This is a genomic window from Qingrenia yutianensis, from assembly GCF_014385105.1.
GTDB classification, from domain to species: Bacteria; Bacillota; Clostridia; order UMGS1810; family UMGS1810; genus Qingrenia; species Qingrenia yutianensis.
Genome location: NZ_JACRTE010000003.1, coordinates 249,739 through 262,890, shown reverse-complemented (window position 1 = coordinate 262,890; position 13,152 = coordinate 249,739). Strand labels below are relative to the sequence as shown.

The following is a 13,152-nucleotide window of genomic DNA, read 5'->3' as shown; positions in this document are numbered from 1 at the left end:
CAAAAATGCCGACGGCACGTTTAACAACGACGCATACCCCGTTACGAACAAGGACGTTACCGTTACGGTTGAAACGGACGACGATACGCGTCTTATCGGAAGCAGTGACGAATACGGCAAAATCAAAGAAAAGGTTTACGACAGAAACGGACTTTTCATCTTTGATACCGAAAAGAAAAACGGTCTTTCGGCAAGCTACGGCGTCGATATTGAAGTTATCGACAAAACCGCGCCGGCGATAGACATTTCCGAGCTCGGCGGCGAGCTGGTATTTTATGAAAACCCGAAAATGAATTCCGACTACGACATCAGTATGCTGGAATACGTGAAAGACGGCAAATACACCGCATACAAAGCATACGACACGTTTAACGGAAAAACGGAAAATCTCACCGAGAAGGTAAAAGTCGACTACGGCACATTCAATCCGAACGATTTGAGCCTTAACAAGTTTGACTCGTCCAAACCTTACACAATCACATACACAGTTTCCGACTCGGCGCACAACGAAACAACCGCGGCGCGCACAATAAGACTTGTGGGCAAATACGACACGGTAGCGCTTATAAACGGAAATCTTCCCGACTTTGCGGGACGAAGCGAGGTTATCGGCAAGGATATAAAACTCTCGCTCGCAAACTTCTCGGGAACGGCATATGTAAGGTATCAAAACGGCGTGAGAACAATGGGACAGATGAAGAAAGAAGGCACAATGATAAACAAAAACGCAAACGGCGAATTTGAAGTGAAAGACTTAAAAGACGGCTGGTACACATTCTTTGTTCAGACCGACAAGCGCGACTACTTCACACTTTGCGTATATGTAAGTAATTAAAGGGGGAATGAAAGAGAATGAACATATTTAAAAAGGCACTGTCATATGTTTTGATACTTGCCGTTCTTATTTCGGCATTTCCCGCGGCGGTGTTTGCCGAGGAGGACGAATACAGAATTTCAAATCAGTATATGAGCTTTACCTTTAACCAAAAAACCGGCGGTTTTGCAATAGAAACCGCCGAGGGTAATCCTCAAAAAGCGCTCGACAACGACATTCCTCTTTTATATGCCGAGGATAAGGAACGGAGCAGCGGAACATCATTCATCACTGTACGTATAGGTGACGACGACTATATTTTCGGTCAGAATTACGCATTTTTCGGAATAGACTCATCGCTCGGCACGGTTAAGGTGAGCAACGAACAGCGCCTAATAGAAATTCCGTGGACAATAAAGGGAATAACGGTGACTCTCACCGCGGCGCTCGACAACGATACACAGAGCAAAACGACAGGAAACGTCGGTCTTTCGTTTAAGGTTGAAAACAACAGCGGAAAAGACGAGAATGTGAGCATAAGACTTCTTCTCGACACGGCGCTCGGCAACAGAATTGACGCACCGTACTTTGTTCTTGACAAAAATCTTCAGCCTACAATGACCGAAACGGAATTTACGGGAGGCGAGGTTCCCTATCAGATAAGGAGCCTTGATTCGCTCACAAATCCAACGCGTCTTTCCTACATTTTGATGGAGGCGCAGGGCTGGAACGGCGGAACAAAACCGAACAAAGTTATTTTGGGACACTGGGCAAATCTTGCGAACGTCCGCTACGATTACATCCCCAACCCGAACTGCGATTTTACAAACTATTCAAACGATTACCGCGAGCCGGACAGCGCGGCGGCGATTTACTGGGAAAACCACGCGGTTAAAAACGGCGAAAGCATAACGGGCGAGCTTCTCTACGGCGTGGGCAACTTCTCAAACACCACGGGCGAGGCTATGGGCATTGACATCACAACCGACCGCGTTGAACTTTCGGCAGACAAAAAATCGTATGCAAACGGCGGTAAAATAAACGTTACCGTAAACATCGACAACACGGTTGACAACGCTGTGGAACTCACCAATGCGGTGATAAACCTCACCGTTGACGAAAAACAGTTTAGGCTTATCGGCGGTGACAGCGACAGAATTCCATACGCATCTCTCGGCAAGGAAACAAAGGTTTTGCGCTATGTTCTCGAAGCGCTTCCGCAAAACGACCTCACCGCAGGCACGATTTACATATCGGTGACGGGCACGCAGACTTTGGCGGACGGAACGTTGTCGGATTTTGAAACGGCGGCGCAAAGGAGTGTTATTCTTCCCTCCGTCGGCGAGGTTTCGGAAATTCAGCTTAACAAAATCGACCCGAAAATCGTCTATACCGACGGCGAAAAAGCGGTTACGATTTCGGGAAAAATGAAACCTCTCCAGGCATTTTTGGCAAACGACGCGCGAAGCACGTTAAAACTCGTTCACGAAACAACGGGCGACGAGGTTATAATTGAAAAGCAGAATATAGCTTTTCTCGACGACGCGTGCGAAACGCTCACGTTTACCACAACCAAACAGCTTTATGTAGGTTATTATAAAATCGTTTTTGAAATAGACGACCCGACACTTCAGGCTAATTTAAACTGCACGTCCGTTGCGTGCAAAACAAAACTTCAGGTGTCGGCAGACGAGAAATACCGCATTAAATCATACGGTATGGCGGCGCTTGTGCGTACGACAAAAGACACCGCGGCAGGCGGCTACGACTTTTTCACATTCAGAAACGAAAAGGAATTTTTAAGCTTTTACAAAGGAGAAATGTCCGCAAAGGGCAGACTTAACGGCGAAAGCATAAAATACAACTTCGGAAAAGACGAAAAAGCCATAAAAGAACACGAAATTCTGCTTACGGTGCGCGCAAATTTACGCGAAATGAAAGACGCGCAGACGCAGGAAACTTTCTGGCAGGCAGATTATCAGACAGGTGACATAATCATCAACAATATGCTCTCCTACGAGGGCAGCAAGCCAATTAAGCTTTACAAAGACGGCAGTAATTACAAAATCGAGGGCGACGGACTTTTGAAAGTTATAAACTCGATTAACGTATGGCGCAGTAAATGGAGCATTTCGGCAACACAGGGCATTGCACACACGCTTGACGACGAACGTCTTACAAAGGCGCTCGGTGAGAATGTGACGATAAAACCGCTCACTCTTTCGCTGGACGGCGCGGCGACAATGATACAGTCGCTCGGCGGTTTTGCGGTAGATTTGAAATACGGTGTTTTAAGCTCGCAGTGGTACGACGACTCGGACGGTATGGTTACATACGGCATAGGCTTCGGCGGAAGTATCAGCTTGCCGATTAAGGCGAAAAAAGAAAAACCCGATCTCACCGCCGACCAGGAAGACATCGGCGAGGAACTTAACAACCTCTTTGACGAAAGCCTCACCGCCGACCAGGAGGATATTTCGGGCGAAATGACAAGTATGTTTGACGAGAACCCGAAAAAGACGTCCGCGGGCGACAAAATTCAAAAGGACACCAAACTTTCGGACGGTCAGCTCTCGGCAGAGGTTGACAACGTTCTTTTCGGCGAAAAGGGCGACGTTGAGGACGGCTATGTTAAGGTAAGCGACACAGGATTTATCGGCATTAACGCAGCATTTTCGCTTGCTCTCCCCAAAGACGTTTTAGGCTCGCTTGTTGCCAACGCACCGGGAATTTACGCAAGCGTAAAAATCAACACGATAGAAAACGAATATGAAGTAAACGCGGGTCTTAACATTAAAATTATCGAATGTGAGGGTGTTCTCGCGTTCAAACAGGTTAAGGTTAAGAGCAAAGACGTTATCGTGCCCGACAAAATCGAATTTTATATCCGCGACGGTCTTAAAATCCCCGTTGCACCGCCCGTACTCTTTATAGCAGGACTCGGCGGAGGTATAAACGGTCTTGCGGACACAATAGGCGGTGAATTTGACAAACTTCCGCCGATAACCATTCTTTTGTTCACGCGTCTTGAGGCAATCGGCGTTTTGACGGGCGATTTCAACGCAAAAATCAGCCTTGAGGGAATGTCGCTGACGGGTGATATGAAACTAAAGGCAAAAGGGCTTGAAAAGCTGATTGACGTAAAGGCAGGCATAAACGCGCGGTGGATTGAACCATGGGAGCTGAACCTGTACGGCAACGCAAGCATTATCGACGGTCTTATAACCGGCGGTATCACAGTCACCATTGCGGATAACTACTTCTACGGCTATATTTTCGCAAGCATCTGCATACCCGACAGTATTCCCATTGTCGGCGGTAAAGAGCTTGCAGGCGTTGAGGCGGCGGTATCGCACGAATTTATCGGCGCAAACATAAAAATTATCGGCATACGTTTCGGAGTGATTTATTACTGGGGCGAAAACGTATCGTTCGGCAAAAATATTGATTTAAGTCCGCCGCACAGAAACGGATTTGAGGGCGCGTCGCTTGCGTCTTTGGAAAGTGCGGACGACGTTACGGCATACTACGGCACAAACATTCACGCACTGCCCGTTACGGCTCTTGCAGGCGTTGTGACAAGCAGCAATGAAAAAACGGCTGTTGTAAACGTCAGCGGTACGGAGGGACAAAGCGCACTGCTTATAGAAATTCCCTATACGGGAACGGGCACTCCGACAAAAGACAACATAAGGCTTACAAATCCCGGCAACACAGACATTGAGCTTATTCCCGACGACGGAAACGGCAACGGAAATATGCTTTTGCAGAGCCGTGAGGACGGAAACTATATTTACATCACGGTTACCGAAAGCTCGCTTATTTCAAACAAAAACTGGTCAAACAACAACTGGAAAGTGACCTATGACGCTGACGCCGGATTTGAGATTGAAACGTTTAAGATGAACGGTGTTGACGAAATTCCCGAACTTGACGAAAACGGCACAACCGTTTCGTTAAATGCGTCTGATTCTTCGTCAAAAACGCAGTCTGTTACCGCAGGCTGGAAAATTGAAGGCGCAAACGGCGGAAAAACCGGCACGGTTGACGTTTATCTTACAAAGGACAAAGACGTTCTTACAAAGATTAAAACGAGCAGAAACACAGGCGACGTTTTGGGAACAAACATTCTCCACAAGGAGGACGTTGTTTTAACTTCGGGAACATCAACCGAAAACATCACTCTCCCCGACTCTCTGCCCGATACTGTCGGAGATGAACGCTACTACGCGGTTACAACTCTTACCACAACCGAGGGAATAAGCCTTGCGATAAGCAATACAGGTTTTGCATTTACAAACAGAAATCTTCCCAAAAAGGCTGAAAGCGTAAGAATTGCATACGGCGGAAACGGCGAAATTTTCGTAAGCGTGAAAGACCCTGCCGATGCGGATTACACGCACTATCTTGCAGAAATCGTTGCAGAGGACGGCACGGTGCTTGAAAACAACATCGGTCAGTTTGAAAAGGGCAAAAACTTTGTATTCGGCAAAGGATCGGCGCTTGAAGAAAACAAAAATTATCACGTAAACATTAAAACGCTCAAAGAGGAATACAAGCAGTCGGGCGAGGAATACAAAACTCATTACTACTACGGCACCGAAACCGTTGTGTCAAATTCGCTCACACTTCCCGCTGCGGATATTCCCAAGCTTAAAGAGGTTAAAGTAAACTTTGACACATCGGGAGACGACATCAACACAAACGTTAAAGACGTTGTAATTGAATACACCTTTGAAAACGACGTGTTTGCGGAGCTTGACTTAAACGGAAGCAAGGTTTACGCTTTCGGCGTTGACCCGGACCCCAACTCGGCAGATTTCTCATACTTTAAGAAAAATTGGAAATTTGTGCTTGACGGCCTTGAGGACGGCGACTATGTTGTTAACTTCACGGCGTATAACAAAAACAAAGACCATATAAAAGGAAGCGAAATCACCGACGTTGAAAATTCGCAGTTTGCATTTACGGTTGACACTTCCGCACCTGTTTTGTCGCTCGCGCAAAAGAGCGTTGACAGAACAACACCCAACGGCAATATTACCGTTGTATTCGGTGCAAACACCGTTACCGCCGACGAAAACGGCAAATACGTAATTGAGGGTATCACCGAAAAATCGGCGGATATAAAACTTGACGGCGAAAAAATTACCGAAAACACCGCAGGCGTTTCGATAGCGTCAAGCGGAAGCTTTACAATCGAGAAAACCCTTAATGCAGATGAGCTTTACAGAGAACATCTCATCACCGTGACTGACAAGGCAGGCAACGTTTCGCAAATGACGGTTTATGCGATACGTTCGGGCAGTTTCTCATTCGACGCATTGACGCTTTATCTCAACGGCAAAGAAATTGCACCGAACGCAAACGGCGAAAAGGTAATAAACATCAAAAACGGTCAGACCGCAAAACTCACCGCGGCGGTGATTGCAAACGGAAAAACGTTTGAAATCGACAGCGAACTTATCGACTGGAGCATTTTGTACGAAAAGAGCGCACTGGAACTTAAGGACGGCAATATATCGGCGCTTCTTCCGAGAGAAACGGCGGTTAAAGCAAAACTTGCGACCGCGGACGTTACAAACGGAAATACAACGCGCACCGACGGACTTTCCGACTATGTTATAATAAATATAGGAAACAATTCCAAAACCGACCTTGCGGACAAAATCGACGAGGCTAAAAAGGTTCTTGCCGACAATCCCGACGCGTCGGACAGCAAGAAAGACGCTCTTCAGACGGCGATTGACGAGGCAACCGAACTTTTGAACAAAGCAGGCGCAACCGAGGAGGACTACACCGACGGCGTTACAAAGCTTGACAGAGCAATTTCATCATTCAAGCGAAACGACAGCGGACGCGGCGGCGACGGCTCGGCAAGAAAATACAGCATTACGGTTATCGAAACCGAGCACGGAAAAGTCACACTTTCCTCAAGCAAGGTTTACTCCGGAAACAGCGTTACCGTTACCGCAGTCCCCGACGAGGGCTATACCGTTGCGGATATGCTTATAAACGGCGTATCGGTCGGCAGAAATGAAATTTACACAATTCCGTCTGTTAAGAGCGACACCGAAGTTAAAGTAATCTTTGCGGAAAAATCAGACCTGCCGTTTACCGACGTTATAGAATCCGACTGGTTCTATCCTTATGTAAAGAGCGCGTTTGAAAACAAATTTATGCTCGGAACGTCGGATACGAAATTTGAACCCGAAACCACCCTTACAAGGGCAATGTTCGTGACAATTCTCCACAGAATTGACGGCGGAAAGGCAGAGGGCGAAAACAAATTCACCGACGTTGCGGACGGCGCATATTACGAAAACGCGGTTGCGTGGGCAGTTAAAAACGGCATTGTAATGGGCGTATCCGATACCGAATTTGCTCCCGATGAAAACATCACGCGCGAGCAGATGGCGGCGATACTCTTTAGATACGCAAAATACAAAGAGCTTGACACGTCGGCGGGCGAGAACACAAACATTCTCTCCTACACCGATTTTGACGATATTTCCGAATATGCGGTTACGGCAATGCAGTACACTGCAGGAACGGGGCTTATCGCAGGTAAATCACAGTCAACCTTAAATCCGCTCGACTTGGCAACACGTGCCGAAGCGGCAACGGTATTTACAAGGTTTGCCGATATGATTAAGTAAAATTTAATCAAAACAATAACCGTCAATTTTTCGAAAATTGGCGGTTATTTTGTTTTTACATCATAATGTGCAAATTTTACTCGGATTTTATATAAAATTAACAAAGTTTACTATGTTTTTGGGGTAAAATACTTGACATTGGTATAAATATGTTGTAAAATGATACAGTATGTATCAGTATGGGAGGAAGAATATGGACACCGCCGGATTTAATAAAGATAAAACGGTAGTCGGTTTAAGACAAGCCATAAGACTTTTGGACGAAAAGAACGTTAAAAAGGCTTATATCGCAAAGGACGCCGACGCGCATATTTTAAATCCTTTAATTGAAGCTTTAAAAGAGCAGAACATTGAAACGGTTTTTGTAAATTCCAAAAAAGAACTTGGAAAAATGGCAAAAATCGACGTTTGCGCCGCCGTTGCGGTGGAAACAATTAAATAACGGTATTATTCATTTTTATGACTAATATAAAATTTATTATCAGGAGGTGAAACTAATTGCCTACATTTAACCAGTTAGTAAGAAAGGGCAGAGAAACATCTGTAAAAAAATCTACTGCACCTGCATTGCTTTACGGTTTCAACTCGCTTAAAAAACGTCCTACCGACGCAAACTCGCCCCAGAAAAGAGGTGTTTGCACAACGGTAAAAACTATGACGCCCAAAAAGCCTAACTCGGCTCTCCGTAAAATGGCCAGAGTAAGACTTACAAACGGTATGGAGGTATCGGCATACATTCCCGGTATCGGTCATAACCTTCAGGAGCACAGTGTTGTTCTTATCAGAGGCGGCAGAGTTAAGGACCTCCCCGGTGTAAGATACCACATTATCCGCGGTGCTCTTGACGCTTCGGGTGTTGCAAACAGAAACCAGGCAAGGTCTAAATACGGTGCAAAAAAGCAAAAACAAGCTAAATAAGTTTGTCCGTTTGCAAAATTGACGCTTAAAACGGAATTTATATATATTTATACATTTTCTGTGATAAGCGCTTAACGGGTTTTATTTTATAGCCCGAGTACCTGTGAATCCATACTAATATGAAGGAGGGAAGAAAAGTGCCCAGAAAAGGTTATATCGCAAAAAGAGAAGTTTTGCCCGATCCGCTTTACAACAGCCAGGTCGTTACAAAACTTATAAACAACATTATGCTTGACGGCAAAAAAGGTGTTGCGCAGGGCATTGTTTACGGTGCATTTGAAATAATCGCCGAGAAAACAGGCAAAGACGCTTTAGAGGTTTTCGCAGCCGCTTTGGAAAATATTGCCCCCGTTTTGGAGGTTAAGGCAAGAAGAGTCGGCGGCGCAACCTACCAGGTGCCTATCGAGGTAAGAGCTGACAGACGTCAGACACTCGGTTTAAGATGGCTCACTCTTTATTCTCGTCAGAGAAATGAAAGAACTATGCGTGAAAAACTCGCCGCTGAAATTATGGACGCGGCAAACAATATGGGTTCTGCTGTTAAAAAGAGAGAAGATACTCACAAAATGGCAGAAGCAAACAGAGCATTCTCACACTACCGCTGGTAGTTTTTGCTCACCGGGCATTTTATTTGATGCCTATACGAAGGAAAGGAGGAAACTAATTGCCTAGACAATATTCTTTAAAAAATACAAGAAATATCGGTATAATGGCTCACATTGACGCCGGTAAAACAACTACAACAGAACGTATCTTGTATTACACCGGTATTAACCACAAAATCGGTGAAACACACGACGGTTCTGCTACTATGGACTGGATGGCACAGGAGCAGGAAAGAGGAATAACCATTACTTCCGCTGCTACAACTTGCTTCTGGGCGCCGAAAACAGGTCCTTTTAAAGGAATAAAGAACAGAATTAACATCATCGACACACCGGGACACGTTGACTTTACTGTTGAAGTTCAGCGTTCACTCCGTGTACTCGACGGTTCTGTTACCGTTATGTGCGCTAAGGGCGGTGTTGAACCGCAGTCTGAAACCGTTTGGCGCCAGGCTGACGACTACAACGTTCCGAGAATGATTTACGTTAACAAAATGGACATTATGGGCGCCGACTTCTACAACGTAGAAAATATGGTGCACGAACGTCTGCACGCAAACGGTATTCCGATTCAGCTTCCTATCGGTTCCGAGGATACTTTCAAAGGTATCGTTGACCTTATGACTATGAAAGCTGAAATCTACTATGACGAAATGGGTGAAAAGTACGGCGAGGAGGATATTCCTGCGGATATGCTCGAAAAAGCCGAGGAGTACAGAGCTAAAATGATTGAGGCTATTGCCGAAACAGATGAAGCTATTATGGAAAAATACTTTGAAGACCCCGACTCGCTCACAGTTGACGAGCTTAAACTTGCTCTTCGAAAAGCTACAATCAACAATGAAATCGTTCCTATGCTTTGCGGTACATCTTACAGAAACAAAGGTGTTCAGCTTCTTTTGGACGCTATCATTGAATATATGCCCGCTCCTGTTGATGTTCCCAACATCAAAGGTATAATCCCCGACACGGACACGGAAGAAGAAAGACCTTCTTCGGACGACGAACCGTTCGCGGCTTTGGCATTTAAAATCGCAACAGACCCGTTTGTCGGTAAAATCTGCTACTTCAGAGTTTACTCGGGTACTGTAAATTCGGGTTCCTATGTTCTTAATGCCTGCAAGGGCAACAAAGAAAGAATGGGACGTATTCTTCAGATGCACGCTAACCACAGAGAAGATATCGACACCGTTTACTCGGGCGACATCGCCGCTGCAGTTGGTTTGAAGAACACCACAACGGGTGATACCCTTTGCGATGAAAAACACCCGATTATCCTTGAGTCGATGGAATTCCCCGACCCCGTTATCCGAGTTGCTATTGAACCTAAAACAAAAGCAGGTCAGGAAAAAATGGGTATCGCGCTTGCAAAACTTGCAGAGGAAGACCCGACTTTCAAAACTTATACCGACGAGGAAACCGGTCAGACCATCATCGCAGGTATGGGTGAGCTCCACCTTGAAATTATCGTAGACAGACTTCTTCGCGAATTTAAGGTTGAGGCAAACGTTGGTAAGCCCCAGGTTTCTTACAGAGAGGCAATCAGAAAGAGCGTTGACCAGGAATACAAATACGCTCGTCAGTCGGGCGGTAAAGGTCAGTACGGTCACGTTAAAATTAAGGTTGAACCCCTCGAAGAAGGCGGCGGCTACGAGTTTGTCAACAACATTGTCGGCGGTGCTATTCCGAAAGAATATATCCCCGCGGTTGACGCAGGTATCCAGGGCGCTATGCAGTCCGGTGTACTCGCAGGCTACAACGTTGTTGACGTTAGAGTTACTCTCTACGACGGTTCTTATCACGAGGTCGACTCGTCTGAAATGGCATTCAAGATTGCCGGTTCAATGGCATTCAAAGAGGCTATGAGAAAAGCTGATCCCGTTATCAAAGAGCCTATTATGCTCGTTAACGTTATCGTTCCTGATGAATATCTCGGCTTTGTTATCGGCGACTTAAGCTCTCGCCGCGGTCTTGTTAAGAGTCAGGAAGTAAGAAGCGGCGGCGTTACACAGGTAACTGCAGACGTTCCGCTCTCCGAAATGTTCGGTTACGCTACAGACCTTCGTTCCGGTACACAGGGACGCGGTCAGTACACAATGGAACCTTCGCATTATTCCGAAGTTCCGAAGAACATTCAGGAAGGCATCGTAAATGCCAAAAACAAAGAATAATTTCATTTAGTTTTAATTTTAAAAAATATATTGCTTAAAAATAAAGGAGGAAATTTAAAATGGCAAAAGCTAAATTTGAAAGAACCAAACCCCACGTTAACATTGGTACTATCGGTCACGTTGACCATGGTAAAACATCGTTAACAGCTGCTATCACAAAAGTTTTGGCACTCAAAGGTCAGGCACAGTACGAAGCATATGACCAGATTGACAAAGCTCCCGAAGAAAGAGAAAGAGGTATCACGATTTCTACTGCACACGTTGAGTACGAAACTGACACACGTCACTACGCTCACGTTGACTGCCCGGGACATGCTGACTACGTTAAAAACATGATCACAGGTGCTGCTCAGATGGACGGCGCTATCCTCGTTGTATCGGCTGCTGACGGTCCGATGCCCCAGACAAGAGAGCACATCCTTCTTTCCAGACAGGTTGGCGTTCCTTACATCGTTGTATTCCTTAACAAAGCTGACCAGGTTGACGACCCCGAACTTCTCGAGCTCGTTGAAATGGAAGTTAGAGACCTTCTCACAGAGTATGAATTCCCCGGAGATGAAATTCCGATCATTGTAGGTTCTGCTCTCCAGGCTCTTGAATCCACATCTACAGACATCAATGCTCCCGAATATGCTCCTATCTTGAAGCTTATGGAAGCAGTTGACAGCTACATTCCTGCTCCCCAGAGAAGCACAGACCTTCCGTTCCTTATGCCTGTCGAGGACGTATTCTCGATCACAGGCCGCGGTACTGTTGCTACAGGTAGAGTTGAAAGAGGTACTCTTAAACTTTCTGAAGAAGTTGAGCTCGTTGGTTTGACAACTGAAGCAAGAAAAGTTGTTGTTACCGGTATCGAAATGTTCAGAAAACTTCTTGACCAGGCTGAAGCAGGTGATAACATCGGTGCGCTTCTCCGCGGTGTTCAGAGAAACGAAATCGAAAGAGGTCAGGTTTTGGCTAAACCGGGTACAATTCACCCGCACACAACCTTTAAAGGCGAAGTTTACGTTTTGACTAAAGATGAGGGCGGAAGACATACACCGTTCTTCAACAACTATCGTCCCCAGTTCTATTTCAGAACAACTGACGTTACAGGCGTTATTAAGCTTCCCGAAGGCACAGAAATGTGCATGCCCGGTGATAACATCACTATCGATGTTGAGCTTATCACACCTATCGCTATTGAAGAAGGTTTGAGATTCGCTATCCGTGAAGGCGGCAGAACAGTTGGTTCGGGCGTTGTAACATCGATTGCGAAATAATTAAGCTTTTTAGCATTTTAAAAGTCTATGCGGATTTTCCGCATAGACTTTTTTGTTTTTATAATATTTACTTTCAGTTTCCGTATTTTTCAATCATTTTTTGGGTTATTTCCTCATCAAACCGCATAATCGCGTTGACCGAACCGCGCATTTCATCTACGCCCCCGTCAACCCAATCGGAATTTTCGTGAAGCAGAAAACCGCCCACGCCGTGCGACAGAAACACCGCCGTAAGACGTGTATTCATTATCGGATTTGCGCCGTTTTCAATAAGAATATTCACAATTTCCTCGATATACGGCTCAATCACCGTAAGCGTCTGCTCCCTTATCGCCCATCGCACGGTTCGGTGCATATTTCCCTCATATTTCTGCCTGAATGTGCGAACCTCGTCTTTTACGTACATAAAAAACCGAAGCAATCCTTGATACGGCTTTTGCCGTGCTTCCTCAACAAGACGCTCGAAATCCTTTTTATACGGTTCAAAAAAGTGCTCCATAACGTCGGTAAACAAATCGTCTTTCGACTTATAGTAATAATAGAAAAGCCCGATTTCACCGCCCACACCGCGCATAATCGAACGCACGCTTGTACCGTCAAAACCGTTTTCAAAAAACATCTTCGACGCAACCTCAATCATTTTATTTTTCGTGCCGCCGTCATACATAGGTTTGCGTGCCATAAAATCAGCCCCTCTTTGAAGTTATATTCAATGTCTTTATT

Annotated in this window: 8 protein-coding genes; 7 read left to right on the top strand and 1 reads right to left on the bottom strand. The window is 45.6% G+C overall.

Annotation, left to right across the window (positions count from 1 at the left end; all coding sequences use genetic code 11):
* The 7 genes from H8706_RS04345 to tuf form a co-directional block, all read left to right on the top strand.
* Window positions 1-835, top strand: an 835-nt coding sequence (locus H8706_RS04345) for a DUF5011 domain-containing protein (RefSeq protein WP_262431644.1), incomplete at its 5' end; no start/stop codon positions are given.
* A 17-nt stretch (window positions 836-852) separates the two neighbouring features.
* Window positions 853-7,473, top strand: a complete 6,621-nt coding sequence (locus tag H8706_RS04340; RefSeq protein ID WP_262431643.1) for an S-layer homology domain-containing protein — start codon at window positions 853-855, stop codon at window positions 7,471-7,473.
* A 193-nt stretch (window positions 7,474-7,666) separates the two neighbouring features.
* Entirely contained in the window at window positions 7,667-7,915 is a 249-nt protein-coding gene (locus tag H8706_RS04335) for a ribosomal L7Ae/L30e/S12e/Gadd45 family protein (protein WP_178347120.1), read from the top strand.
* 56 nt (window positions 7,916-7,971) lie between these two features.
* Window positions 7,972-8,391, top strand: coding sequence for a 30S ribosomal protein S12 (rpsL, locus tag H8706_RS04330; RefSeq protein ID WP_262431642.1), 420 nt, complete (start codon window positions 7,972-7,974; stop codon window positions 8,389-8,391).
* A gap of 137 nt (window positions 8,392-8,528) precedes the next feature.
* A complete protein-coding gene (gene rpsG / locus H8706_RS04325) occupies window positions 8,529-8,999 on the top strand; it encodes a 30S ribosomal protein S7 (protein WP_178347122.1) in 471 nt (156 codons plus the stop codon).
* A 56-nt stretch (window positions 9,000-9,055) separates the two neighbouring features.
* Window positions 9,056-11,167, top strand: a complete 2,112-nt coding sequence (gene fusA / locus H8706_RS04320; RefSeq protein WP_178347123.1) for an elongation factor G — start codon at window positions 9,056-9,058, stop codon at window positions 11,165-11,167.
* Window positions 11,168-11,226: 59 nt separating this feature from the next.
* Window positions 11,227-12,429 carry an elongation factor Tu gene (gene tuf, locus H8706_RS04315; RefSeq protein ID WP_178347124.1) on the top strand — a complete coding sequence of 401 codons (1,203 nt, stop codon included), beginning with the start codon at window positions 11,227-11,229 and terminating at the stop codon, window positions 12,427-12,429.
* A 73-nt stretch (window positions 12,430-12,502) separates the two neighbouring features.
* Here the strand turns inward: tuf and H8706_RS04310 are convergent, their stop codons facing one another.
* The gene (locus H8706_RS04310; RefSeq protein WP_262431641.1) at window positions 12,503-13,111 is read right to left on the bottom strand and encodes a TetR/AcrR family transcriptional regulator; all 609 of its coding nucleotides are present in this window, start codon (window positions 13,109-13,111) and stop codon (window positions 12,503-12,505) included.
* Between the last annotated feature and the right edge of the window lie 41 nt (window positions 13,112-13,152).